This window comes from Listeria marthii (assembly GCF_014227425.1).
In the GTDB taxonomy this organism is placed as follows: domain Bacteria; phylum Bacillota; class Bacilli; order Lactobacillales; family Listeriaceae; genus Listeria; species Listeria marthii.
Genome location: NZ_JAASWB010000002.1, coordinates 143740 through 169764, shown reverse-complemented (window position 1 = coordinate 169764; position 26025 = coordinate 143740). Strand labels below are relative to the sequence as shown.

At 36.8% G+C, this 26025-nt stretch carries 21 protein-coding genes; 17 read left to right on the top strand and 4 right to left on the bottom strand.

The genetic code is table 11. The annotated features are described in order from the left end of the window. Nucleotides 1–50: 50 nt before the first annotated feature. The 6 genes from HCJ55_RS03565 to HCJ55_RS03540 all read left to right on the top strand — a co-directional run bounded on the left by HCJ55_RS03565 (nucleotide 51) and on the right by HCJ55_RS03540 (nucleotide 5500). Complete coding sequence (locus HCJ55_RS03565; protein WP_185517094.1) at nucleotides 51–1685, top strand: dihydrolipoyllysine-residue acetyltransferase; 1635 nt, start codon at nucleotides 51–53, stop codon at nucleotides 1683–1685. Between the two features lie 4 nt (nucleotides 1686–1689). Continuing rightward, nucleotides 1690–3093 (top strand): dihydrolipoyl dehydrogenase, encoded by a 1404-nt coding sequence (gene lpdA / locus HCJ55_RS03560; protein WP_003722682.1) that lies wholly within the window; start codon nucleotides 1690–1692, stop codon nucleotides 3091–3093. Between the two features lie 187 nt (nucleotides 3094–3280). Then, nucleotides 3281–3592, top strand: a complete 312-nt coding sequence (locus HCJ55_RS03555; protein WP_185502560.1) for a hypothetical protein — start codon at nucleotides 3281–3283, stop codon at nucleotides 3590–3592. 129 nt (nucleotides 3593–3721) lie between these two features. After that, nucleotides 3722–4675 carry a Rossmann-fold NAD(P)-binding domain-containing protein gene (locus HCJ55_RS03550; protein WP_185502561.1) on the top strand — a complete coding sequence of 318 codons (954 nt, stop codon included), beginning with the start codon at nucleotides 3722–3724 and terminating at the stop codon, nucleotides 4673–4675. After that, entirely contained in the window at nucleotides 4675–4947 is a 273-nt protein-coding gene (locus HCJ55_RS03545; protein WP_008947435.1) for a UPF0223 family protein, read from the top strand. Before HCJ55_RS03550 ends, HCJ55_RS03545 begins: the two co-directional genes overlap by 1 nt. Before the next feature lie 22 nt (nucleotides 4948–4969). Beyond that, entirely contained in the window at nucleotides 4970–5500 is a 531-nt protein-coding gene (locus tag HCJ55_RS03540) for a DsbA family protein (protein ID WP_185517092.1), read from the top strand. Nucleotides 5501–5557: 57 nt separating this feature from the next. Here HCJ55_RS03540 and HCJ55_RS03535 read toward each other — a convergent pair whose 3' ends face one another. Together HCJ55_RS03535 and HCJ55_RS03530 are read right to left on the bottom strand one after the other, a co-directional pair. Then, nucleotides 5558–6502 (bottom strand): magnesium transporter CorA family protein, encoded by a 945-nt coding sequence (locus HCJ55_RS03535; RefSeq protein WP_185391087.1) that lies wholly within the window; start codon nucleotides 6500–6502, stop codon nucleotides 5558–5560. 200 nt (nucleotides 6503–6702) lie between these two features. After that, nucleotides 6703–7317, bottom strand: a complete 615-nt coding sequence (locus HCJ55_RS03530; RefSeq protein ID WP_185517091.1) for a YktB family protein — start codon at nucleotides 7315–7317, stop codon at nucleotides 6703–6705. 130 nt (nucleotides 7318–7447) lie between these two features. Between HCJ55_RS03530 and HCJ55_RS03525 the strand changes: the two genes are divergently transcribed. The 3 genes from HCJ55_RS03525 (at nucleotide 7448) to HCJ55_RS03515 (ending at nucleotide 11272) form a co-directional block, all read left to right on the top strand. Then, complete coding sequence (locus tag HCJ55_RS03525; protein ID WP_185517089.1) at nucleotides 7448–8221, top strand: inositol monophosphatase family protein; 774 nt, start codon at nucleotides 7448–7450, stop codon at nucleotides 8219–8221. Nucleotides 8222–8412: 191 nt separating this feature from the next. Continuing rightward, on the top strand, nucleotides 8413–10251 hold the full coding sequence (gene typA / locus HCJ55_RS03520; RefSeq protein ID WP_185502565.1) for a translational GTPase TypA: 1839 nt from the start codon (nucleotides 8413–8415) through the stop codon (nucleotides 10249–10251). A gap of 178 nt (nucleotides 10252–10429) precedes the next feature. Further along, a complete protein-coding gene (locus HCJ55_RS03515; protein ID WP_228463553.1) occupies nucleotides 10430–11272 on the top strand; it encodes a DUF5068 domain-containing protein in 843 nt (280 codons plus the stop codon). A gap of 31 nt (nucleotides 11273–11303) precedes the next feature. Here HCJ55_RS03515 and HCJ55_RS03510 read toward each other — a convergent pair whose 3' ends face one another. After that, nucleotides 11304–11534: a YlaI family protein gene (locus tag HCJ55_RS03510; protein WP_185391092.1), complete on the bottom strand. Its 231-nt coding sequence runs from the start codon at nucleotides 11532–11534 to the stop codon at nucleotides 11304–11306. 204 nt (nucleotides 11535–11738) lie between these two features. Between HCJ55_RS03510 and HCJ55_RS03505 the strand changes: the two genes are divergently transcribed. From HCJ55_RS03505 to HCJ55_RS03475, 7 genes are all read left to right on the top strand, one after another. Next, on the top strand, nucleotides 11739–12020 hold the full coding sequence (locus HCJ55_RS03505) for an Fpa/YlaN family protein (RefSeq protein ID WP_008947443.1): 282 nt from the start codon (nucleotides 11739–11741) through the stop codon (nucleotides 12018–12020). Between the two features lie 181 nt (nucleotides 12021–12201). Next, nucleotides 12202–13404 carry an FtsW/RodA/SpoVE family cell cycle protein gene (locus HCJ55_RS03500; protein WP_185503726.1) on the top strand — a complete coding sequence of 401 codons (1203 nt, stop codon included), beginning with the start codon at nucleotides 12202–12204 and terminating at the stop codon, nucleotides 13402–13404. A 277-nt stretch (nucleotides 13405–13681) separates the two neighbouring features. Then, nucleotides 13682–17122 carry a pyruvate carboxylase gene (locus HCJ55_RS03495; RefSeq protein WP_185503725.1) on the top strand — a complete coding sequence of 1147 codons (3441 nt, stop codon included), beginning with the start codon at nucleotides 13682–13684 and terminating at the stop codon, nucleotides 17120–17122. Nucleotides 17123–17276: 154 nt separating this feature from the next. Next, complete coding sequence (locus tag HCJ55_RS03490) at nucleotides 17277–18170, top strand: ABC transporter substrate-binding protein (protein WP_185517087.1); 894 nt, start codon at nucleotides 17277–17279, stop codon at nucleotides 18168–18170. A gap of 282 nt (nucleotides 18171–18452) precedes the next feature. Beyond that, the gene (locus tag HCJ55_RS03485) at nucleotides 18453–19256 is read left to right on the top strand and encodes an ABC transporter permease (protein ID WP_008947448.1); all 804 of its coding nucleotides are present in this window, start codon (nucleotides 18453–18455) and stop codon (nucleotides 19254–19256) included. Nucleotides 19257–19268: 12 nt separating this feature from the next. Further along, the gene (locus tag HCJ55_RS03480; RefSeq protein WP_185480138.1) at nucleotides 19269–20276 is read left to right on the top strand and encodes an ABC transporter ATP-binding protein; all 1008 of its coding nucleotides are present in this window, start codon (nucleotides 19269–19271) and stop codon (nucleotides 20274–20276) included. Between the two features lie 229 nt (nucleotides 20277–20505). Next, nucleotides 20506–22587, top strand: a complete 2082-nt coding sequence (locus HCJ55_RS03475) for a GW domain-containing glycosaminoglycan-binding protein (RefSeq protein ID WP_185517085.1) — start codon at nucleotides 20506–20508, stop codon at nucleotides 22585–22587. Between the two features lie 77 nt (nucleotides 22588–22664). Here the strand turns inward: HCJ55_RS03475 and HCJ55_RS03470 are convergent, their stop codons facing one another. After that, nucleotides 22665–24671 carry a DUF6270 domain-containing protein gene (locus tag HCJ55_RS03470; protein ID WP_185517083.1) on the bottom strand — a complete coding sequence of 669 codons (2007 nt, stop codon included), beginning with the start codon at nucleotides 24669–24671 and terminating at the stop codon, nucleotides 22665–22667. Between the two features lie 364 nt (nucleotides 24672–25035). Here HCJ55_RS03470 and HCJ55_RS03465 point away from each other — a divergent pair, with 364 nt between their 5' ends. Continuing rightward, nucleotides 25036–26019, top strand: coding sequence for a glycosyltransferase family 2 protein (locus HCJ55_RS03465; protein ID WP_185502572.1), 984 nt, complete (start codon nucleotides 25036–25038; stop codon nucleotides 26017–26019). Nucleotides 26020–26025 lie beyond the last annotated feature (6 nt).

Below are 26025 nucleotides of genomic sequence, written 5' to 3'. Positions count from 1 at the left end.
ACTAAGGTTCAGTTTATCTGGACCTTAGAAATTACAGGAGGCTTAATAAAATGGCATATTCATTTAAATTACCGGATATCGGTGAAGGTATCCATGAAGGTGAAATCGTTAAATGGTTTGTACAACCAGGCGATAAGATTGAAGAAGATGAGTCCCTATTTGAAGTGCAAAACGACAAATCAGTGGAAGAAATCACTTCTCCAGTTTCAGGAACAATTAAAGAAATCAAAGTTGCAGAAGGTACAGTTGCTACAGTTGGGCAAGTACTAGTAACATTTGATGGCGTAGAAGGTCACGAAGACGACGCTGAAGAAGAAAGCGCAGCACCAAAAGCAGAATCCACAGAATCAACTCCGGCACCGGCTCAAGCTAGCGGAAAAGGAATCTTTGAATTCAAATTACCAGATATCGGTGAAGGAATTCATGAAGGTGAAATTGTTAAATGGTTTATTCAACCGGGCGATAAAGTAGAAGAAGATCAGTCCATTTTTGAAGTGCAAAACGACAAATCTGTCGAAGAAATCACTTCACCAGTAGATGGAACTGTTAAAGATATTTTAGTTAGCGAAGGAACAGTAGCAACTGTTGGTCAAGTATTAGTAACATTCGAAGGTGATTTTGAAGGAGAAGCAAGCCATGAATCTACTCCAGAATCTCCAGCAGAAGACGCTGCACTTGCTAACAACGATGCAACTTCCGCACCAGCAACAGGTGGAAACGGAACTCCATCATCTAAAAAAGATCCAAATGGCCTTGTAATTGCAATGCCTTCTGTACGTAAATATGCTCGTGAAAAAGGCGTTAATATCGCTGAAGTAGCAGGCTCTGGTAAAAACAACCGTGTAATTAAAGCAGACATTGATGCTTTCCTAAACGGCGAACAACCAGCTGCAGCAACAACTTCTGCTCAAACAGAAGAAAAAGCATCTGCACCAAAAGCAGAAAAAGCTGCTGCAAAACAACCAGTTGCAAGCTCCGATGCTTACCCAGAAACACGCGAAAAATTAACACCAACTCGTCGTGCGATTGCAAAAGCAATGGTAAACTCGAAACATACAGCTCCACACGTTACTTTAATGGACGAAATCGAAGTAACTGCACTTATGGCTCACCGCAAACGTTTCAAAGAAGTGGCTGCCGAAAAAGGTATCAAACTTACTTTCTTACCTTATATGGTAAAAGCTCTTGTTGCAACGCTTCGTGACTTCCCAGTGCTTAACACAACTTTAGATGATAAAGCGGAAGAACTTGTTTACAAACATTACTTCAACGTTGGTATCGCAGCAGATACAGACCACGGTTTATACGTGCCAGTAATTAAAAATGCTGACAAAAAATCCGTATTCCAAATTTCTGATGAAATCAACGAACTAGCTGGAAAAGCACGTGATGGTAAATTAACAGCTGACGAAATGCGCCACGGTTCCGCAACTATTTCTAATATCGGTTCTGCCGGCGGACAATGGTTCACTCCAGTAATTAATTACCCAGAAGTTGCTATCCTAGGTGTTGGTCGTATTGCACAAAAACCTATCGTAAAAGATGGCGAAATTGTTGCAGCACCAGTACTAGCTCTTTCCTTAAGCTTTGACCACCGTGTAATTGACGGCGCAACAGCTCAAAAAGCAATGAACAATATTAAACGTTTATTAAACGATCCAGAATTATTACTAATGGAGGTGTAACAAAATGGTAGTAGGCGATTTTCCAGAAGAAAGAGACACCATAGTCATCGGTGCAGGCCCAGGTGGGTATGTAGCCGCAATCCGAGCTGCACAACTCGGACAAAAAGTTACCATTATTGAAAAAGAATATTACGGCGGCGTGTGCTTAAACGTTGGATGTATTCCTTCTAAAGCACTTATCACAATTGGTCACCGTTTTAAAGAAGCTGGACACTCTGATAACATGGGTATTACAGCGGATAACGTGAACCTAGATTTCACAAAAGCACAAGAATGGAAAGGCGGCGTAGTTAACAAGCTTACATCAGGTGTTAAAGGCCTTCTTAAGAAAAATAAAGTAGAAATGTTAGAAGGAGAAGCGTTCTTCGTGGATGATCATTCCTTGCGTGTGATTCACCCTGATTCCGCTCAAACTTATACATTCAACAACGTTATCATTGCAACAGGATCTCGTCCAATCGAAATCCCAGGTTTCAAATATGGTAAACGTGTATTAAGCTCAACTGGTGCACTTGCACTAACAGAAGTTCCGAAAAAATTAGTCGTAATTGGCGGCGGATATATCGGAACAGAACTAGGTGGAGCATTCGCTAACCTTGGTACAGAACTAACTATCCTTGAAGGTGGTCCAGAAATCTTACCAACTTACGAAAAAGATATGGTTTCCCTTGTTAAACGTAATCTGAAAAGCAAAAACGTTGAAATGGTTACTAAAGCACTTGCAAAATCTGCTGAAGAAACTGAAAACGGCGTTAAAGTAACGTATGAAGCTAACGGTGAAACAAAAACTATCGAAGCTGATTATGTTTTAGTAACAGTAGGTCGTCGTCCAAATACAGACGAAATCGGTTTAGAACAAGCTGGCGTTAAAGTAACAGAACGCGGTTTAGTAGAAGTTGACAAACAAGGTCGCTCAAACGTTTCTAACATTTTCGCAATTGGTGACATCGTTCCTGGTGTTCCTCTAGCTCACAAAGCTAGCTATGAAGCAAAAATTGCTGCTGAAGCAATTGCTGGCGAAAAATCCGAAAACGATTATACAGCACTTCCAGCTGTCGTTTTCAGTGATCCAGAACTTGCTACAGTTGGTTTAACAGAAAAAGAAGCAAAAGAAAAAGGCTTTGATGTAAAAGCTGCTAAATTCCCATTCGGCGGTAACGGTCGTGCGCTTTCCTTAGATGCACCTGAAGGATTTGTTCGTCTAGTTACTCGTAAAGAAGATGGCCTAGTTATCGGCGCACAAGTTGCCGGAATGAACGCTTCTGATATTATTTCAGAAATCGGCTTAGCAATCGAATCAGGCATTACAGCAGAAGACATCGCGCTTACTATCCACGCTCATCCATCTCTTGGAGAGCTTACAATGGAAGCAGCTGAACTTGCTTTAGGTCGCCCAATTCACATGTAATCAACAATAAGCGAAAATATCCATTACGGGTATTTTCGCTTTTTATTTCTCGTTAAAAGTGTACATTTTCACAAAAATAATTTTTAGTTCATTTTTTGAAATATTTAAAGTACCCGTTTTAGAAAAAAAGGAGTATAATGTAACAAGTGAACGTAACAAGTCAAATCTAATTGAATCAGGTGAAAAAATGGAGAAACAAACAGCAACTTGGAAGAAAGCTCTATTTTGGTTTGCGTATGTAGTAGCAGGAATTTGTTTTTTATTGACGATTATAGCCTTTGGAGTAGGGTTCTTTCATCATATGCATGATACAGGTGGATGGCGCTCGGTTATTCAAATTCTCGAAACTCCAATCACAGGCTTTATAAAAATGACTGGTGGCTATATCGGTAAAGGAATTTTAGAAGTAATTATTCTTATTATCGTCAGTTATGTACTACCGATCTTCTTCTGTTTTGCAACGCATTATTTAAAAGTGAAACGACGTGAAATGGCTTAAAATAACATTATTTTGTAAAAAGCAAAGCGAATGAGCGATGCTTTTTATTTATGTGGTCAAGTTATTTTATTTTTGCCTCCGAAGCATGCTAAAATAACAGTAGAAGACTTGATGAGGAGGAGATGTACAATGCCATCTAAGAAGAAAAAAGTTGTCGTTATCGGCAGAAGCAATTTACAAAATCTCTATATTCATACAGTCCTTTTAAAAAAGCTACCAGCCGAGATATACTTAATAGATGATCAAGCGAAAACGAGTGTGCAAGATTTTGACTATGCGAGCTATTATCACGCAACAGCCACAATCCATACAGGAACTTTCAATGATTGTCGCAACGCTGATATTGTTGTCTTTTTCCAAGAAGAAATGTCAAATACTTCATTTTCAAGTGAAGATAATGTCGCGCTAATCAAAGAAAAAGTGAAGAAAATGATGGCGACAGGTTTCCAAGGAATTGTTTTAGTCGCAACGGCGGAAAGTAATGTAGTGGCCTCATTAATTAAACGTTTTTCCGGTTTGCCAGCAAATCAAATTATCACACTTGGCACCATGCTTGCCACTTCTTATTTTCAAGTAGAAATTGCTAAATTATTTAAAATTAGCCCGAAAAATGTTCACGGGTATATCATTGGCGACAATGCGCACGATGTCATTCCTGTTTGGAGCAGAGCCTTTCTTGGGGGCAAGCCGATTTTAAGCTATTTAGCCGAAGAACAAAAACGAATCACATCCGAGGATTTACAAAATTTAACGAAAATGATGACAAAAATTCCTGATTTCCCATTTGAAAATAAAGATGGCTGTACTTTCCGTTTCAGTACCGTAACTGTTCTTGCCGAATTAACCGAAGTCATTTTGCGAGATGAAGCGAGGGTTCTAACAGTTGGCGTTGAAGTGAAAGAAGCATACGGCCTGGAACAACCAGTCTTTATTAGCGTTCCGGCTGTGATTGGGGCAGAAGGGGTCAGGGAATTACTTGAGTTAAATTTATCTGATGATGAACAAAAAGAATTAAAGCAAATCGCCACAAAAACCACCGAGAAATTGGACGTATTGCAACTTAACAAAGGAGGGATTAGTTAATGGAATACAGTTATCCACTAAATCCAGACTGGACAACCGAAGAAATGACGATTGTTGTACAATTTTTAGAAGCTATCGAACGAGCATATGAAAAAGGCATTGATACGCAAGAACTCAAAGAAAAATACCGCGCGTTTAAACAAGTAGTACCTGCCAAAGGGGAAGAAAAACGTCTCGGAATGGACTTTGAAAAAGCAAGCGGATATTCAGCTTACAGAGTCATGCAACTCGTAAAAAACGCGACAACAAGCAAAATAAAAATGCAGCCATAATTTAAGAGGAGGAATTTTTTTCATGGATATTAGTCAAATTAAAGCAGAAGTAGTAACACCAGAAGTAGGAATACACGTAGGGGAAGCGTCCGCGCCAGTGAAAGTGATGTCATTCGTTAACTTACGTTGCCCATTCTGTAGAGAGTGGAACGAAAAATCCCAAGACGTGCTAACAGAATATATTCAAGCTGGAAAAATCGAATTAATCATTAAACCATTTGATAAAGAAAAAGAATCATTACAACGCGGCAACGTGACGCACCGTTACTTAGATTATTCAAGACCTGTAGAAACGCGCGAAACAATCAATAAAATCTATAGCACGCAAGATGAATGGGGTAGCCTGTCACTTTCAGAAGTAGCTACTTATATGGAAACAAAATTAGGATTAACAGAACAAGACAACAAAGCAGCATCGGAAAAAATTGTCGCTGAAGCAAACGCGGCAAATGTTGTATTTGTACCAACTGTTATTGTTGGTGAACATATTTTTGATGAGCATATCAGCTCAGAAGAATTACGTGCGTTACTTGACGGCGAATTAGCGAAATAAAAAAAGCGAATGTATTGTCCTAAAATATTAGGCAATACATTCGCTTTTTGATTAGATCTAAAAGAATTTCCGACGCCAGAAGACAATCGCAAGTGCTCCGGCAATTCCGAAAGCAAAACCGAGCGTAAGCATCCAAGCCATCGGTGTATCCATGAATGGTAATTTTACGTTCATGCCGTAAAAACTAAACACCATTGTCGGGATGGTTAAGATGATGGTGAAAGAAGTAAGGAATTTCATCACGATATTCATATTGTTCGAGATAATTGAAGCATAAGCATCCATCATCCCACTCAAAATATTCGAGTGAACTTCCGCCATTTCTATACCTTGGCGATTTTCAATAATAACATCTTCTAATAAATCTTGATCTTCCTCGTACATTTTAACGATATTTTGACGCATCATTTTATCTAGTACGACTTTGTTTGATTTAAGGGCTGTAACAAAGTAAACCAAACTTTTTTCAATCCCCATCAAATCGTATAGTTGTTTATTTTTCATAGATTCATGTAATTCTTTTTCGATTTCATCTGTTTGGCGATTCAAGCGTTTTAAGTGACGCAAGAACGTAGTCGAAATCATGTATAAAATTTGTAAAGCGAACCGTGTTTTCATATGTGTATAAAAACCTTTAATTCGGTTCCGAATAAATGACTGTACAATAGAAGAATCAATCGTACAAATCGTAATAAAATAGTCTTTTGTAATAATTATCCCCATCGGAATGGTTTCAAATGAAGCGTAATGAATGTCGTCTTCATCAACTACCGGAAAGTCACAGACAATTAAAACGGAATCAGAATCGTCATCGCGTTCAATCCGGGCGCTTTCATCTTTATCGAGTGGATCTTCTAAGAACTCCAAAGGGATTTCGTAGTTATCGGCAATTTTGTTAATTTCTTCAGAAGTTGGCGCAACGATGTTAATCCAGCAATTGCGTGTTACTTCTTCTAATTCAATTAGTTTGCCGTTTTCATCTGATTTGAAAATTTGATGCATGCTTTTTACCTCCTTTTTTAACAGGTAAATTTCACGCGGTTAGAGTTTCGTTCCCGTGAAAAATCACCTGTATGAATACTTCGATGTGGACCAGGGTCACTTGCTGTTTGCTGCTCCTTTTTCACGTTCCTCAACTCCTTCAAACCATAGTAATTCACAACTCTACCATTATACCTAGATTATAGTCATTTGTACATCTTTTATTGAAGGGCAGCTTTATAGAGCGGAATGAGCTCATCTAGCACCATTTCTGCCTCATTAATAAAGTCTTTACCAGGGGACAAATGATTATCGTCAGGTAGATAAATTTTCCCAACTAAAAATTCGCCTTTTTTCACATCACGGAACCGATTGAGTGTTGCCTCTAGTTGTCCGTCGTGCACAGGATACGTTTTTTCTTCCGTATGGTCTGGTGAAATGGCAAAGTTGTCCGGTAAATCAGCCAGTAATTTCTTTTCTTTCAAAAAGCGATTGGCAATTTTGGCACTTTCTTCATTTTCGTAAATAAAAGCGAGCCAAATGAATAAATAATTATCAAATAGTCCAACTTGAAAATGAGGGTGTTTTTTATAACCACGTTTATCATGGCAGATCACTAGCCACGTACTTTCTGGCGGATTCACTGAACGTCTTTGGTGACGAGCAATATGTAAAAACATTTCATCACCAAGTTTGGCACTTAAATAAGTAGTCAATTCTTCCCCAACAGCTCTAAATTTTGGTTGAATATCATTTTGAATTCCGGCCATACGCGCATCAAGCCCAGGAATTTGCATTGTTTTAAAATCTTTCTTACTAAACCCTGTAAAAGTCATCTGTTTTCCTCCTAATTTTGCATATAGTTTCATTATACGGAAGTTAAGTTCTAAGTGAAAGAATCTTGTTCTATTCAGATAATTCATTTTTGTGATAAAATAAACAAAAAGAGTGCGAAGAGGTGTGTGTATGGACAGCGAAAAAATAGATTATTTAGCAAGGTTATGGATTATGGAAGCCGCAGCAAAAATTAAACAATCTTTTAAAGAAACATTAGATATTGATGTAAAATCCGGCCGAAACGATTTAGTAACCAATATGGACAAAGAAACAGAAGCTTTTTTTGTCAAACAAATTAAAGAACATTTTCCGAGTCATCGTTTATTTGGTGAAGAAGGTATGGCGGCAGATGTAACGGATTTAAATGGCGTTGTTTGGATTCTTGATCCGATTGACGGAACGCTTAATTTTGTCGAACAGCAGCGAGATTTTGCGATTTCTCTTGCCGTTTATGAAGACGGAGTAGGACGACTTGCTTATATTTATGATGTATCGCGTGACGAACTATACTTCGGGGAAAAAGGAAAGGGAGCCACAGTAAATGGCAGAACAATTCCTAAACTAGATCCAACTGTTGATCTCGAAGATGCACTTTTAATCGCTAATATGAGTGTAACCCGAAAATTTCCAACGATGTGGGAGGCGGTAAAAGCTTCTCGGGGCTTGCGTCTACACGGGGCGGCGTCGCTAGAATATATGGATGTTGCGACAGGACGAGCGGGCGCATATCTTTCGGCTAATTTAGCTCCGTGGGACATTGCGGCTGGAAAAATTATCGTCGAAGAATTAGGCGGAACAGTGACGAGACTTAATGGCGAAAAAATCAATATGTTAGAAAAAGGAAGTTCGATTGTAGCTGCACCAAAAATTCACCAAACCTTATTAAATAACTACCTGCCTTAAAGAAAGCGCTCAACATAAAAAAAGTTATTTTCAGAAAATAAAAATCGTGCCAAATCCGCCTAGCTATGCTATAATAGGTAAGTTGATTTAAACGAGACGATAGCGACGGAGGAAAATAAATCTATTTTCCTCTTTCTTTTGGCTAATCTTCACGATAAATGTTTGGATTTTTAATTTAGGAGGAAACAAGATTGAATTTAAGAAATGATATTCGTAATGTAGCAATTATTGCCCACGTTGACCATGGTAAAACAACACTAGTAGACCAATTATTACGCCAGTCAGGCACATTCCGCGACAATGAAACAGTTGCAGAACGCGCAATGGACAACAATGATTTAGAAAGAGAACGCGGTATTACAATTTTAGCGAAAAATACAGCGATTAAGTATGAAGATACACGTGTAAACATCATGGATACACCTGGACACGCCGATTTCGGTGGAGAAGTAGAACGTATCATGAAAATGGTTGATGGTGTTCTTTTAGTAGTGGACGCGTATGAAGGTACTATGCCTCAAACACGTTTTGTACTAAAAAAAGCACTAGAACAAAACCTAACACCAATCGTTGTAGTAAACAAAATTGACCGTGACTTTGCTCGCCCAGAAGAAGTTGTTGATGAAGTATTAGAATTATTCATCGAACTAGGTGCGAATGACGATCAATTAGAATTCCCCGTTGTTTATGCTTCTGCAATCAACGGAACTTCTAGCTATGATTCCGATCCAGCAGAACAAAAAGAAACAATGAAACCACTTTTAGATACTATTATCGAACATATTCCAGCTCCAGTTGATAATAGCGACGAACCATTACAATTCCAAGTTTCATTACTTGATTATAATGACTATGTAGGTCGTATCGGTATTGGCCGTGTATTCCGCGGAACAATGCACGTAGGACAAACAGTTGCCTTAATTAAACTAGACGGTACAGTAAAACAATTCCGTGTAACAAAAATGTTCGGTTTCTTCGGACTAAAACGTGAAGAAATCAAAGAAGCAAAAGCTGGTGATTTAGTTGCACTAGCAGGTATGGAAGACATCTTCGTTGGTGAAACAGTAACACCATTTGACCACCAAGAAGCGCTTCCACTTTTACGTATCGATGAGCCAACACTACAAATGACTTTTGTAACAAATAACAGTCCTTTTGCTGGTCGTGAAGGTAAACACGTAACAAGCCGTAAAATTGAAGAACGCTTACTAGCAGAACTTCAAACAGACGTATCCTTACGCGTAGAACCAACAGCTTCCCCAGATGCATGGGTAGTTTCAGGTCGTGGTGAGCTTCATTTATCTATCCTGATTGAAACAATGCGTCGCGAAGGTTATGAATTACAAGTTTCTAAACCAGAAGTAATCATCCGTGAAATTGATGGCGTGAAATGTGAACCAGTAGAAGACGTTCAAATTGATACTCCAGAAGAATTCATGGGTTCAGTTATTGAATCTATCAGCCAACGTAAAGGCGAAATGAAAAACATGATTAACGACGGCAACGGCCAAGTTCGTTTACAATTCATGGTTCCAGCTCGTGGCTTAATCGGTTATACAACTGATTTCCTTTCAATGACTCGTGGTTATGGTATTATCAACCATACATTCGATAGCTACCAACCAATCCAAAAAGGACGCGTTGGTGGACGTAGCCGTGGTGTTCTTGTATCCATGGAAACTGGTAAATCTACTACTTACGGAACAATGCAAGTAGAAGACCGTGGTACTATTTTCATCGAACCTGGTACTGATATTTACGAAGGTATGATCGTTGGGGAAAACAATCGTGAAGGCGATATCGCTGTAAACATTGTTAAAGCAAAACAAATGACTAACATTCGTTCTGCTAACAAAGACCAAACAAACGTAATCAAAAAACCTCGTCACTTATCACTAGAAGAATCATTAGAATTCCTAAACGAAGATGAGTACTGTGAAGTAACTCCAGAATCCATCCGTTTACGTAAAAAAATTCTAAACAAAAACGAACGTGAAAAAGCAGCAAAACGTTCAAAAACTGCTGAATAAGTAATTTACAAATAAGGCCAAATAGTTTTTAAGCGATTTAAGTATCCTTTAAAAACTATTTGGCCTTTTTATGCTTTGTTTTGCTAGAAAAGGGAATAAAATAATGTGTTTGTAACACTATTGTAATATGAACAGCTATTTGGTATATTAGAAGTAAGTAGAAAAGGTGGTTAGTATGATGAAAAAACGTATAATTATTCTCGCAGTATTAGTGGTACTTCTTATCGGAGGCGTTGTAGTCGGTGTTTATGCAAATGGAAACTCTGCAAAAGACAACGAACCGAAAACAACAGCTAAAAAAACCACATCTACACCAAAGAAAACAACTGACACGAAGAAAACCGAACCAACAAAAGATTCCGTAACAGATGATAAAGGCGTAGTCACAAAAGGAAGCTCAGATGTAGAAAAAAATGCACCAGCAAAAAGTAATGGTAGTTCGACAGATACATCGACACCAGCCTTTTCGTTATCTGCCACAGGATTCAAAACATCCAATGTATCTTCTGTTCTAGGTGGTACAGTCACAACGACTTATTTATCAAGTTCTCCTTCATTTGAAAAAATCTTTGAGTATTTAACCATTGAAGTCAATCAATACAAAGTAGAACATGTTGTTGGAGCTAATAAATCAGTTAGTGCCAGTAATCCAGAAAGTTATTTAGCAAACAAAAATGGCTATGTTATCACATTAGACCTCTCCATTAAAAATACGTCTTCTAAAGATAAAATGTACAAAGCGGACCAAATTACACTAGTTGGCGCCAATGAATTCGTTGGAGGAAGCCTAGATAATTTTGTTCCTTCTAATTTCCATCTTATTGGAAGTAAAGCTGATCCAAACATTTTCACCGCTGGAAAAACAGCTCGTGGATTACTTACTTTCACGATGACAGAAGATGTATACAACGATTTAGCAGCTGACTCAAAAATCGGCGTTCCAAACCCTGATAAATTTGATGCAAGCGTTTCTGCAGCTAATGCAGGCGATGACGTTGTTGTTAGCTTCCCAGTAAAATAGAAAAAATCCGCCCATTCAACGGGCGGATTTTTTATTTTGCATTACCTTCTATTAAATTCTTTAACTCGCTATTCGACATTACTACTGGTTTATGAAAATTGAAATGGCCAGAATTAACGCGACTGATAGTATTAATAGCTACTCGATGTTCACATTCAGGACATAAATACATTCTAATAGGTTTATTGCGTAATTGCTTCGTTTTAAATTCGCGATTGTCTAGTTCATCTACACTTTCGCATAAGATACATTTTGCATTCAATTTATCTTCACCTCACACAAGTATTATAGCATGATTATCAAAAAAGGCGAGTAAAAGTGAATTTTTCAAAAATTTTAGTCCAATCGTGCTTGCGTGGCTTACAAATTATGCTATACTATTATTATCTAGTATTAACTTTTACTTGAGGTTTTTCTCAAGATGAAAATAAAGCGCTATTCTTGGCGTATGATAGGGGGTTCTGTGATGGCAAACAAAAAGATAGATCACAGAGAAGAGGCAGTGGAGCTTTTAAAACAAGACGCAAAACGCATCTTACAGTTGATTAAAGTCCAAATGGATAATCTAACATTACCGCAATGTCCAGCATATGAGGAAGTTCTTGATACACAAATGTATGGTTTATCACGTGAAATCAACTTTGCAACCCGCCTAGGATTAATCGAACCAGAAGAAGGCAAGAAATTAATGTCTACACTGGAAAAAGAATTATCCGCTTTACATGAACTGTCCATGAGTAAAAAATAATGAATCAATTGAAAAGATGTCTGATTTTTTCTGACATCTTTTTTTGTTTGGTAGGAAAAAGGCTAAAAATGAGTCAAAAGAAGGAGGCGATTCTTCTTTTCATTTGAAGGTCTTTTCCTTTATAATAGAAAGAATAGAAAACAAGATGGGATAATAACTTCTCAGGGATTGGAAGATGCCGATGTTTAAACGAATTTTAAAATCTTATGATTATGCATTTATTGCGTTATTTATCGTGCTATGTTTATTTGGCTTGATTATGATTTATAGTGCCAGCTGGTCTTTAGCAATTGGTAAAGGTTTACCAGCAGATTATTTTTATGCACGTCAAGTGAAGAACTTTATAATTAGTTTTATTTTCTTTATTCTTTTCGCCCTTTTACCTTTTAAAGTTTATCAAAATAATAAAGTGTTAATGTTAATTGTATTTGGTTCGATTGGCGTGTTATTACTTATTTTCTTAGTAGGTAAAACCGTAAATAATGCAAATAGTTGGCTTGTTTTAGGGCCTCGTTCGTTGCAACCAGGGGAATTTGCCAAATTAGCAGTCATTATTTATATGTCGGCTATTTATGCGAAAAAACAAAGTTATATAGATGATTTTAACCGTGGTGTTTTGCCGCCGATATTCTTTTTAGCTTTTGTATGTTTCTTAATTGCGATTCAACCGGATACAGGGACGGCGTTTATTATTTTCTTAGTTGGTTGTTGTATTATTATTGCTTCTGGAATGCGACTCCGAACGATTATGAAATTGATTGGGATAGGGCTAGGCATTATTGTCGGTCTCAGCCTCATTTTGTTTGCATTACCTGACAACATCAGAAATGAAATTGTTTCTCCAACAAAAGTAGCGCGGATTACGACATTTATGAATCCGTTTGAATACGCCGATAAAGAAGGACATCAATTGATTAATTCGTTTTACGCGATTGGTTCGGGTGGCGTTTCTGGACAAGGCCTTGGGGAAAGTGTGCAAAAACTAGGTTACTTACCTGAAGCGCATACCGATTTTATCATCGCTGTAGTGGCAGAAGAATTAGGCGTGTTCGGTGTGATGTTTATTATTTTAGCGCTGTTCTTCATTATCTTTAAAACAATCACGACCGGGCTCAGGGCGAAGGATCCATTTGCCTCCTTAATGTGTTACGGTATTGCGAGTTTAATTGCGATTCAAGCGTTTATTAATTTAGGTGGTGCGAGTGGACTTATCCCGCTGACTGGGGTAACGCTTCCGTTTATTAGTTACGGTGGTTCGTCCTTGATGGTACTATCGATGATGCTTGGTATTGTGGCAAATATTTCGATGTTTACTAAATATCAACGTGTCTATAAATCAGATGGCTCCAAACAAGAGCAACCTAAACGACAAAGAAGACGATAAATTACGAAAGAAAAAGCTATTTAAGTAGCTTTTTCTTTTTTTGCTTAACCGCATGTTTTTGGCGTGTTACCGCCAGTTTATTCGTGTTTTCGATATTGTTTTAAATATTTAGAAAGAAAATAATTTACATCTGATGGTATTTAATACTATAATTGAATTTATATACCGTTTTACAGCCTAAAAAAAGGGGATTGCTTTTAAAGTCTACATAATCGTTTCATCCGTTTAGGCAACGTATCAAGTATAGAACAGATCAGTGTTGGTTAGGAGGAAAAAAATGAATCGAATTAAAAAAGTATTAGTAGCAAACCGCGGCGAGATTGCTATCCGTGTTATGCGTGCGTGTACTGAACTCAAAATCAAAACAGTGGCTATTTATTCACAAGAAGATACTGGAAGTTTTCACCGGTATAAATCAGATGAAGCTTATCTGGTTGGAGCAGGGAAAAAGCCTATTGATGCGTATCTAGATATCGAAAACATAATTGAAATTGCTAAAGAATCTGGTGCAGACGCGATTCATCCGGGATATGGTTTCTTGTCCGAAAACATTGAATTTGCTCGTCGTTGTGAGCAAGAAGGCATTATTTTCGTTGGTCCTAAATCAAAACACCTAGATATGTTTGGTGACAAAATCAAAGCAAAAGAACAAGCTCTATTAGCTGATATTCCAGTAATTCCGGGAAGTAATGGACCGGTTGCTGGCATTAAAGAAGTAGAAGAGTTCGGCGAGAAAAACGGTTACCCATTAATGATTAAAGCTTCCCTTGGAGGCGGCGGTCGTGGTATGCGTGTCGTCGAATCAAAAGAACATGTTAAAGAAAGCTTTGAACGTGCATCCTCAGAAGCAAAAGCTGCATTCGGAAACGATGAAGTATACGTAGAAAAATGTGTCATGAACCCGAAACATATCGAAGTACAAATTCTTGGTGACACGCATGGTAACATCGTTCATTTATTCGAACGTGATTGTTCCATTCAACGTCGTCATCAAAAAGTAGTAGAAGTAGCTCCGTGTAATGCGATTACTTCTGAACTACGTAACCGTATTTGCGATGCTGCAGTAAAACTAATGAAAAACGTTGATTACATTAATGCTGGAACAGTAGAATTTTTAGTTGAAGGCGATGACTTTTACTTTATCGAAGTAAATCCTCGCGTTCAGGTTGAGCATACAATTACTGAAATGATTACAGGGATTGATATCGTTCAATCACAATTATTCATTGCAGATGGCTATGCGCTTCATGATCAACTAGTTGCTATTCCTAAGCAAGAAGATATCCATATTCACGGTTCTGCTATTCAAAGCCGTATTACAACCGAAGATCCGCTTAATAACTTTATGCCAGATACTGGTCGAGTAGATACGTATCGTTCCACAGGTGGATTTGGTGTTCGTTTGGATGCTGGTAACGGTTTCCAAGGAACAGTAGTTACACCATTCTATGATTCTTTGCTTGTAAAATTATGTACTTGGGGAATGACCTTTGAGCAAGCAACGCGCAAAATGCGTCGAAACCTAATTGAATTCCGTATCCGTGGCGTTAAAACGAATATTCCTTTCTTATTGAATGTAGTTCGTCACCCGGATTTCGCAAGTGGTAATTATAATACAAGCTTTATCGATACAACGCCAGAACTATTCAAATTCCCACATATCCGTGACCGTGGTACGAAAACGCTACGTTATATTGGGAATGTAACAGTCAATGGCTTCCCGGGAATTAAGCACCGTGATAAACCTGTTTATGCAGAACCACGTTTGCCGAAAATTCCGTACGGTTCGCAAATCGCTCCGGGAACAAAACAAATTTTGGATGCGAAAGGTCCAGAAGGCGTTGTTGACTGGGTGAAAAAACAAGAAGAAGTGCTCTTGACAGATACAACGCTTCGGGATGCACATCAATCGCTACTTGCGACTCGTGTTCGTTCGAAAGATATTTTCCAAGTGGCAGATTCGATGGCTCATTTATTACCAAATATGTTCTCCTTTGAAATGTGGGGCGGCGCGACTTTTGACGTGGCTTATCGTTTCCTAAATGAAGATCCTTGGGTGCGCCTAGAAACACTTAGAAAACAAATTCCAAACGTTATGTTCCAAATGTTACTTCGTGGCGCTAATGCAGTCGGATATAAAAACTATCCAGACAACGTTATCCGCGAATTCGTTAAGCAATCAGCACAATCCGGTGTCGATGTATTCCGCGTGTTTGACAGCTTAAACTGGATCAAAGGTATGGAAGTGTCCATTGATGCTGTTCGTGAAGCAGGCAAGGTCGTAGAGGCTGCTATCTGCTATACCGGAGATATCGATGATGACACAAGAATGAAATACACGATTGATTACTATAAAGATATGGCGAAAGAGCTCGTTGCTCAAGGTACGCATATCCTTGGAATTAAAGATATGGCTGGGCTTTTAAAACCACAAGCGGCATACCGTTTAATTGGTGAATTAAAAGATACAGTAGATGTGCCAATCCACCTTCATACACATGATACAAGCGGTAACGGTATTTATACTTATGCTGCAGCAGTCAGTGCGGGCGTTGACATTGTTGACGTTGCATCAAGTGCGATGAGTGGCGCAACAAGCCAACCAAGCATGACTGGTCTTTATTACGGATTAGTTAATGGTAACCGTCAAACGAATTTAGACGCGCAAAATTCTCAAATCATCAATCATTACTGGGAAGATGTTCGTCACTATTATAAAGACTTTGACAATGCACTTAACTCTCCACAAACCGAAGTATACATTCATGAAATGCCAGGCGGTCAATATACGAACCTTCAACAACAAGCAATTGCGGTTGGACTTGGTGATCGTTGGGACGAAGTGAAAGAAATGTATACTGTTGTAAACAAAATGTTTGGTGATATCGTAAAAGTAACACCTTCTTCTAAAGTTGTTGGGGACCTTGCACTATTTATGGTTCAAAATGAATTATCCGAAGAAGATGTATATGAAAAAGGCGATACCATCGATTTCCCAGATTCCGTTATCGAATTCTTTATGGGGGAAATTGGTCAACCATACGGCGGCTTCCCAGAAAAACTTCAAAAACTAGTACTCAAAGGACGCACACCACTTACAGATCGTCCAGGCGCTTTAATGGAGCCAGTTGATTTTGCTGATGTCAAAGCAGAATTAAAAGAAAAAATGGGTTATGAACCAACAGAAAAAGATGTCATTTCCTATATTTTATATCCAAAAGTGTTCCTAGATTATCAAGATATGATTAACAAATATGGTGATGTAACAGTCCTTGATACACCGACATTTTATAAAGGTATGCGCTTAGGTGAAACGATTGAAGTAGAACTTGAAAAAGGAAAAATTCTTTTAATCAAGCTAAACTCAATCGGCGAACCAATTGCGGATGGAACACGTGTTATCTATTTTGAATTAAATGGCCAACCACGTGAAATTAACATCCAAGATATGAACGTTCAATCTACTGTAATTGCACGCCGTAAAATCGACACAACGAACCCTGAACACGTTGGAGCAACAATGACAGGTTCAGTCATTCAAGTAGTCGTGAAAAAAGGCGACTCTGTGAAAAAAGGTGATCCACTATTAATCACAGAAGCAATGAAAATGGAAACAACGATTCAAGCGCCGTTCGATGGTGAAGTCAGCAGCATTTACGTGTCTGATGGCGATACAATCGAATCAGGTGATCTATTAATTGAAGTAAACAGAATTTAAAAAAACATAAATAATTAACGGGTGGGAATATGACGCTAATTTAAAGTAGCAAACTTTAAAAATCGAAAGTTTAAACGTAGCAAAATGACGTTTCTTTTCGAATTACTTAGCACTATATTGACACCCGTTTTTTCTAAAAAAGGAGAACTTACATATGAAATGGTTTAAAGGAATTGCCGTAGTTTTATTACTTGCTATCTTAACTGCTTGCGGGAATACTGAAACAAAGGCACCAGAAGAGAAAACAGAGAAAATTGAAGTAAAAGATGCAACTGGAGCTACAATCACATTAAAGGAAGCACCAATAAAAATCGTTTCATTAATGCCAAGTAATACAGAGATTTTATTTGCTCTAGGTTTAGGTGATAAAGTAAAAGGCGTTACTGCTTACGATGATTATCCAAAAGAAGCACAAAAAGTAGAAAAAGTAACTTCTACAGGCGTTGATACAGAAAAAATCATTGCGATTAAACCGGACTTAGTTCTAGGTCACGAATCTATGCTTGCAACAGAAAAAGACGCATATCAATTATTAAAAGATGCTGGAATCAACGTATTTATCGTTCCAGATGCAACTGATTTAAAAGCTGCAGAAAAATCGATTGCAACAGTTGGTGAGTTGACTGGGAAAGAAAAAGAAGCGAAAGAAGTAACAGATTCAATGGAAGAGCAAAAAGCAGCCATTGAAAAGAAAGCAAAAGAACTAAAAACATCTCCAAAAGTTTGGATTGAAATTAGTCCTGATTTATACACAGCAGGTAAAGGCACATTTATGAACGAAATGTTAGAACTTGCTGGCGGTACGAATATCGTTACAGAAACAGGTTTTATTCCTTACAATGAAGAAAAAGTAGTAGAGCTAAAACCAGATATTATTTTATCTGTATATCCTGACGCAAAAGCAACTATCCAAAAACGTGCGGCATGGAAAGATATCCCAGCTGTTAAAAACGATAAAATCTACGAAATGGATGCGAATAAATTAAGCCGTCCAGGACCAAGATTGCTTGAAGGTGCAGCCGATATTCAAGCCGTTCTTGGAAACTAATTCCTCAAAAATTGTAGATGAAGCTTTACAAAAAATGACTTTTAAGGTAATTTAACATAGGGTAGATTTTTTTACTAAATGGTATTAGTAAAGCAATTTACCAAATAAGCAGAGCTATTTACACTTAGAAGATCATACACAAACAGCAAGAATACGGCAACTTAGACGACAAATAATACAAACAAGGTGTACGTGGTTTTAAGTGGAGGAGTTGCCTATAAAAGAATAGTGAGCTGAATCTGGTTTTTAAAACCATATTATTTTTCGGGAAGAAGTGTTTTTGTGAAACAGGTTATGGAAGTTATTAAAGAGCAAATTAAAAATTTACCAATGATATTTCGCATTGCGCGCTATGAAGATAAGGCTACATATCAAAGCCATTATTTAGGGCTAGCATGGCAGATTTTAAATCCATTAATTCAAATCGCTATTTACTATTTTGTATTTGGATTTGGGATGAATGCAAAATCTGGCTCGGATGCAAGTTATATTGAATGGATGCTAGCTGGGATTATTCCTTGGTTCTTTATTAGTGCTGTTATTTTACAAGGTGCGAATAGTATTTATAATAAAATAGGCATGGTTTCAAAAATGAATTTTCCAATGAGTATCTTACCTAATATCACGATTGTTTCTAATTTAACAAGTTATTTTACGATGATGGTAATTTTACTCGGTTTGCTTGCGATTAATGGAACTCCGGTTACTATTTATTGGGGCCAATACTTGTATTATTTTGTAGCGATGATTGCGTTTCTATTTAGTGTTACCTTGTTTAACGCAACGATCAGTGTGTTAGTAAGAGACTATTATATTATGTTGCAGTCTGTGATGCGCGTGCTTTTCTACGTAACAGGTATTGTTTGGAATTTAGAAACGATGTTACCACAGTGGCTAGTAGATTTACTTAAATTAAACCCAATTTACTATGTTGTTAATGGTTTTAGAGAAACATTCTTAATGAACAGAGGCTTCTGGGAATCGCCATCATACACGATGTATTTCTGGTTAATCACACTGACATTACTATTTGTTGGTGCGACACTACACATGAAGTTCCGCGAACGTTTCGTGGATTATTTATAGGAGGTTAGACAGATGGGTAAAAATATCAAAGTATCATTTAAACATGTGTCGAAGGAATATGACCTCTATCAAAATAAATCCGATAAGATTAAAGGCTTGTTTATGCCAAAAAGTCAAAAAATGCAATCCTTTTGGGCTTTACGAGACGTATCTTTTGATATTCATGATGGTGAAACAGTAGGACTTATTGGAATCAATGGTTCAGGTAAGTCAACGATATCGAGTATTATGTCAGGCGTTATTCCTCCCACACAAGGGGAAGTCATTATTAATGGGGAAACTTCTTTAATCGCCATTGCAGTAGGTCTAAAAGGGCCGCTTACAGGATATGAAAATATTCGTTTGAAATTACTTATGCATGGAATGAAAAGTTCTCAAATTAACAAATTGATGCCAAGCATTATCGAATTTGCTGATATTGGTGATTTTATTAATCAACCAATTAAAAACTATTCAAGCGGGATGCGTTCTCGTTTAGGTTTTGCGATTTCGGTACACACAAATCCAGACATTTTAGTCATTGATGAGGCATTATCTGTAGGTGACCAGACTTTTTATGAAAAATGTGTAGCTAAAATTAATGAATTTAAAGCTCGCGGGAAAACCATTGTCTTCGTCAGTCACTCGCTTGGCCAAGTAAAAAGCTTGTGTGACCGAATTATTTGGATGCACCACGGTGAAATAAGAGAAATGGGTACAGCTCAAGAAGTTGCCCAAAAATACGACGAGTTTGTCAAATGGTTTAATAAACAACCAAATGATTACAAGAAAAAATATCAAAAAGAACATAAAGAATATCAAAAAGCGCCACAGAAAAAGGTTTATCCAAATCCAAATGCCAACAAATACCGACTAACAATGTTTGATAAAATATTTTTAACGGTACTAATTGCATTGACTGTGCTGTTTGGGACGTTGGTAGCAACAGGGAAATCCTTTAAAGGCTTAATCAGCGAAGGATCCACGAACCAAATCGAACAAGTAGCTCACGTGGCTCATAAAGATTTAAAACTGAAGTAACGCAACAAAAACTTTCAAAGGCTAGCTAGCTTTTGAAAGTTTTTTTGTGAGAAATTTTAAGAAGTAAAGCATTTTTGCGTAAAATGATGTAGAAAATTTGTCTAAATAATTAACAAATGCTTGATTAAAACCTTTTTCCTTTGTTTTGTAATGAATCTGTAACTTACGATGGCATAAAGTTTGGTAAAATATAGGACAGTAAAGCAATTTAAGGAGTGGTTGGAGAAAAATGATAAATAAAAAGTGGATGAAAATTGTAATGATACCAATGTTAGTTGTCCCAATGTACGGTTTGACAACGGCTGGCGGACAATTACAAGATTCATTAACTGGAAAAAATTCCTTCGTAAAAGACGCTGAAGCTGCTACGACAGCATCACAACAAGCGTTCATCGACAAAATAGCCCCTGCTGCACAGGCATCTCAAGAAAAATATCATCTTTTGTCTAGTATAACTTTAGCTCAAGCAATTTTAGAATCTGGTTGGGGGAAAAGTGGACTTGCTACAAAAGGATACAATTTATTTGGTATCAAAGGGAAATACAACGGACAATCGGTTATCATGACAACATCTGAATATGTGAACGGTGAGTGGATTAGAATTGATGCTGAATTCCGTAAATATCCTAGTTGGAATGAATCTGTAACAGACCATACACTTTTATTAGTGAATGGAACTTCTTGGAACAAAAACTTATATAAAAAAGTAGTCGATGCAACGGACTATAAAGTAGCTGCAATGGAACTTCAAAAAGCAGGATATGCAACTTCTCCAACATATGGTGCTAGTTTAATTCAAGTAATTGAAAATTATGATCTAGCCAAATATGATGTTTTATACGATAAAATTCTTACTCAAAAATCCACTTCTGGAAAAGCGACTGTCACAAGTCCAACAGGAAATGGCGTTTGGACGTTACCATATAAAGTTAAAGGGGTAGAATCTGTAAGCCCAGCTAGCACATACGCTGATAAGGATATCGATTTAGTGTCTGTTGCGACAACAAAAAGAGGTACGTACTATCAATTTAAATACAATGGTAGAGTAATTGGTTGGGTAGATGCAAAAGCACTAACTATTTACGATAGCGTTAATTATGATAATGTAAACGTTGGCCGTGCTAAAATTACATCGCCTGTAAGCAATGGTATTTGGTCTAAACCATACAATGTTTATGGAAGAGAATTTGTTACAAATGCGACAACGTATGCACAACAAGAAATTAAACTTTTACGTGAAGCACAAACTGCAAAAGGAACATATTACCAATTTAGCATTAACAATAAAACAATCGGTTGGATTGATAAGAGAGCACTTACTATCTATCCATATGATTCAATCGTTTCAAGTAAAAATGTAAATCTTGACGGACAAATTACTGATCCAGTAGGAAATGGTATTTGGACAAAAGCATATAAATTGGAAGGTACAACTTCTGTAGCACAAGCAACTAAATATGCAAATAAAGATGTGAAAATTAGCCAACAAGTAGAAACACAACATGGCACATACTACAATATCAGCATTGATGGAACAGCAATCGGTTGGTTAGATAAAAATGCGATTACTCTTTATGACCAAGCTGAGTATAATAAAGCAGTTTCATTAGATGCAGCAGTAAGAAATGTGAGTGGTAATGCCGTATGGACAGAACCTTATCGCACAGCTGGAACAAAATTAATCGGACCAGCAGAAACTTACTTGAATAAAGAAGTAGAAATTGTACGCGAAGCAAAAACGCCAAAAGGTACGTACTACCAATTTAAATCTGGTGGTAAAGTAATCGGTTGGTTAGATCAAAAAGCTTTCGAAGTATATGACAATGTAATCTACAATAAAGCAGTTAATATAGATGCTGTCGTTGAAAATGTTACTGGTAATGCAGTTTGGACGACTCCTTATAAGAGTAAAGGTGTTAAGCTAGTTACTGCAGCAGCGACATACGAAGGCGAAACAGCTAAAATAACTCGTGAAGCGCAAACAAGTAGAGGAACATACTATGAGTTTAGCGTTGATGGTAAAGTCATTGGCTGGCTAGATAAAAAAGCTTTTGACGTTTATGATTCAGTTGAATATAACAAGGCTATTAATATGACTGGACTACTAAGCAATGCGCCAGGTAATGGTATCTGGACAGAGCCGTATAGAGTTATTGGTACAAAAAACATTGGACAGGCAACTGCTTATGCGAATAAGACTGTACAGTTAGTGCGTGAAGCTAAAACTCCCCGTTCTACTTACTATCAAGTGAGTCTAAATGGAAAAGTTATTGGCTGGATTGATAAACGTGCTTTTACTAATGTTAAATAATTAAAATAAACCGCCTCCATAATTGGAGACGGTTTTTTGATAGAAAAAATAGAGCGGAAAATCCGCTCTATTAAAATTTATGATTTTGTAATGTATATAAGTTCTTTCAAGAAATCTTTGTAGTATGGAGATTCAAAATGAGAGAATGAATGACCAAATGGATAGTTGAAATCGCCGATATATGGTTTCTTAGAAAAATCAATAACTTGAGCTTCAGGGAGTTTCGTTAAGAAATAGTTATTTAATCGATCCCAAAAGTAATTATTTCTTTCAATTGCCATTTTATTTTTGTACTCAACAACTGCTCGGTTTTTTGCATAGTAGGAAGTTGTAAAGCCACCTTTGTTTAAGATGATACGATCTGCTGGAATAATTTCTGTCAGCTTTTCGATAAATAAATCAGCATAGCCTTTCCATTCTTCAAAGAAAGCTTCGTTATCAATATGATCTGAAATTTTTTCGCAAGGTAGATCGTTTAGTAACTGACTTTGTTCTACTACATAAGACATTGTGACTGCAGTTTCATTATCGATCCACATAACCGGTCGGATTACATCAGGATATAAATCGATTAAGAAATAGTCGGAATTAGATTTTCTTAAGTTAGTGAAAAAATCTTTTTTCCAATCTTCTGCTACTGTAGTTCGTTCATTTTCCGACATATCATCGTATTTCTTTAAATTAATTCCAGCATATGGTTTCGTCATCACACTAATGATAGAAGAGTGGAATTGTGTAAAGCTACATTCGAAAAATGCTTTATAATCTGGATTGAAGAAAGGGGATGAATTAAAAGCATTACGACTGAAACAAGTTCCCATAACAGCAATTCTAGTCACATCTGGTTTAATTTTAGGAGCAACAATTGTATAACAAGATAAATTGTTTAAACCATTACGAGTCATTTTAGCTTTAAATTGTTTGTTTGCAATATCAAAGTAATCGCATGAACTAAAATCAATGGTATCATTTGCTAAAACAGGTAAATCAGGCGTATTAGGGCCGCGAAGATAGAAATCCCAAGTAGTATCCGCATTATTTACAGGACCAGCTAAGAAATCTTTTTTATCAATACGAACGGAGTACTTCGATAAACCTTTTTTTAGTGGCCAAACTTGTTCAATATTATATTCAAACGTATTCGCTTTTTTGTCGCGGCGTTTAGCAACAAGTTGACTCTCGGCAAAATGTCTTTCTAATTTAAATTGTAGTGTTATGGAATTATTACTTTCGCTAAGTTGGTGTAAGCTAACTAACCCTTGCAAGTTCTTTTTAAAATAAAATGACAATCTATTAGATCCTGTTACATACGATCTTAAAGAAGCAAAAAGAGGCGCAGCTATTTCTATTTCTTTTGGAATAGCGGATTTCATGTCAGGGTTAATGGATAAGAATGTAGGGATACTTTTTTTCATGTCAGTGGACGAGATGTCAATTAGAACATCAAGTACATTATTAGCATCCACTAGAAAACTTGGTGACAACTCTTTAACAGGGATAGAGAAATCCACTGTATTATCATTTATTATACCTAAATCGAATTCTTGTTTTTGTTCATGAAATAAATAAAAACTAGCATTAGGTCGGCGTTTAAAAACTAATTTTGCTTGAAAAAGACCATTTGTAAGGGAAGGATCAATTTTTAGACTTCCGGCCATTGTATCTTCACTCAATGAAAAATTCTCTAATGAAGAGGAAAGATCCATTGGTTTACTAATTAGCGTTAGCACACCTTCTGGGAATTCAAACTGATATTGATAAAGAGAATTAGTTGGCTGGAACGGTTTATTTACAATTGGACCATCTGTAGTCAAGTGAGTGTAAGGGTAATTACCATTAACTTTGAACTTCCAGGCAGTTTCTCGGTCTGCAAGAGATAGCTTAGCAAGTTCAGTAATAGAAATAACGGCAGTAAATGAATTTCCGTTTTGCTCAAAAGGAATGCTTAACTTTTGCTCAGGATGTTTATATTCGCGTAGTTCATTGTAATAAGCTTGGATACTATTTATTTTTCCTTCAGCGTAACCAGATATTTCCCATGTTTCAGATTCAGTTAACTGAATTTCCTTTATAAAATATTTCATCTTTATCTCCTTAAAGTTTAATTATCATCATCATGTTTATTTTAGCATATAATAATAAATTTCCCTACAAAAATTAACAAAAGATTAATGTCTCTTCTATACTTATAAAAATTAGTTAGTGGCTTTATTTCTAGCTATAAAACAAATGGCTATTTTAGTATCAAAAAATAGATTTTGCTTGGATTAGAAATAGCTGTATTAATCATTTTTGTCTCAAAAAGTAGTACAAGGATTTTTATTGTTCATTTTTTCATATTTATAAGGCTAATTTTTTGCATAGATAGTTGATAAACTGTTGTAAATAAGATATGCTGTAGATACTGAATTTTATAGAATAGCATATCAGTAAGGGGTTGTAGTGAGAGTGGAAAAACCATTTTTAACAGTTGTGGTGCCTTGTTATAATGAAGAGGAAGTTCTAAGTGAGAGCGTGACACAACTAACAAATATTATACAAAAATTAGTGATGAGTGAATCAATCAGCGACAAAAGTCAGATTATGTTCGTAGATGATGGCAGTAAAGATAAAACTTGGGAACTTATACAACAATACTCAGAATCAAATGAACATGTTTCTGGATTAAAATTAAGTCGCAATTACGGACATCAAGGAGCTTTGCTTGCAGGACTAACGGAAGCACACGCATATTCCGATTGTGTGGTATCTATTGATGCGGATTTACAAGATGATGTGAATGCAATTATTGAGTTCATAGAAAAATACCATGAAGGCTTTGATGTCGTTTATGGTGTACGCGACAAACGTGACACAGACACTTACTTTAAACGAAATTCAGCGTTAGCTTTCTATAGAATTATGAGTAAACTAGGGGTTAATATGGTTCCGAATCATGCGGACTATCGATTACTTAGTAAACGAGCATTGACCGAATTTTTACGTTATAAAGAAGAAAATATGTTTATCCGTGGTATTGTGCCGTTGTTAGGATTTAAATCAACGAAAGTCTTCTATAATAGAAATGAACGATTTGCTGGTGAATCCAAATATCCATTAAAGAAAATGGTGTTATTTGCTGTGGATGGGATTACTTCTTTCAGTGTTGCACCTATTCGATTATTGCTAGTTCTTGGATCTGTTATTTTTATGATAGGTGTAGTTATGGGGATTTATGCAATCGTCCAAAAAATTGTTGGTGCAGTCGTGCCTGGTTGGACTTCTTTAATTGTTTCGCTATGGTTAATTGGCGGTATTCAATTAATTGGTATTGGTGTACTAGGTGAGTACATTGGAAAAATCTTCAAACAAGTCAAAGAACGTCCTCGCTTTACGATTGAGGAGAATGTTTTTGAAATGAAATGCAAGGAAAATAAAATCAACGAGAGATAGGTGTAA

Bases quoted from the DNA above. Each gene is read 5' to 3' on its own strand.
- HCJ55_RS03565 (WP_185517094.1), top strand. From the start codon at position 51: ATGGCATATTCATTTAAATTACCGGATATCGGTGAAGGTATCCATGAA.
- lpdA (WP_003722682.1), top strand. From the start codon at position 1,690: ATGGTAGTAGGCGATTTTCCAGAAGAAAGAGACACCATAGTCATCGGT.
- HCJ55_RS03555 (WP_185502560.1), top strand. From the start codon at position 3,281: ATGGAGAAACAAACAGCAACTTGGAAGAAAGCTCTATTTTGGTTTGCG.
- HCJ55_RS03550 (WP_185502561.1), top strand. From the start codon at position 3,722: ATGCCATCTAAGAAGAAAAAAGTTGTCGTTATCGGCAGAAGCAATTTA.
- HCJ55_RS03545 (WP_008947435.1), top strand. From the start codon at position 4,675: ATGGAATACAGTTATCCACTAAATCCAGACTGGACAACCGAAGAAATG.
- HCJ55_RS03540 (WP_185517092.1), top strand. From the start codon at position 4,970: ATGGATATTAGTCAAATTAAAGCAGAAGTAGTAACACCAGAAGTAGGA.
- HCJ55_RS03535 (WP_185391087.1), bottom strand. From the start codon at position 6,502: ATGCATCAAATTTTCAAATCAGATGAAAACGGCAAACTAATTGAATTA.
- HCJ55_RS03530 (WP_185517091.1), bottom strand. From the start codon at position 7,317: ATGACTTTTACAGGGTTTAGTAAGAAAGATTTTAAAACAATGCAAATT.
- HCJ55_RS03525 (WP_185517089.1), top strand. From the start codon at position 7,448: ATGGACAGCGAAAAAATAGATTATTTAGCAAGGTTATGGATTATGGAA.
- HCJ55_RS03515 (WP_228463553.1), top strand. From the start codon at position 10,430: ATGAAAAAACGTATAATTATTCTCGCAGTATTAGTGGTACTTCTTATC.
- HCJ55_RS03505 (WP_008947443.1), top strand. From the start codon at position 11,739: ATGGCAAACAAAAAGATAGATCACAGAGAAGAGGCAGTGGAGCTTTTA.
- HCJ55_RS03500 (WP_185503726.1), top strand. From the start codon at position 12,202: ATGTTTAAACGAATTTTAAAATCTTATGATTATGCATTTATTGCGTTA.
- HCJ55_RS03495 (WP_185503725.1), top strand. From the start codon at position 13,682: ATGAATCGAATTAAAAAAGTATTAGTAGCAAACCGCGGCGAGATTGCT.
- HCJ55_RS03490 (WP_185517087.1), top strand. From the start codon at position 17,277: ATGAAATGGTTTAAAGGAATTGCCGTAGTTTTATTACTTGCTATCTTA.
- HCJ55_RS03480 (WP_185480138.1), top strand. From the start codon at position 19,269: ATGGGTAAAAATATCAAAGTATCATTTAAACATGTGTCGAAGGAATAT.
- HCJ55_RS03475 (WP_185517085.1), top strand. From the start codon at position 20,506: ATGATAAATAAAAAGTGGATGAAAATTGTAATGATACCAATGTTAGTT.
- HCJ55_RS03470 (WP_185517083.1), bottom strand. From the start codon at position 24,671: ATGAAATATTTTATAAAGGAAATTCAGTTAACTGAATCTGAAACATGG.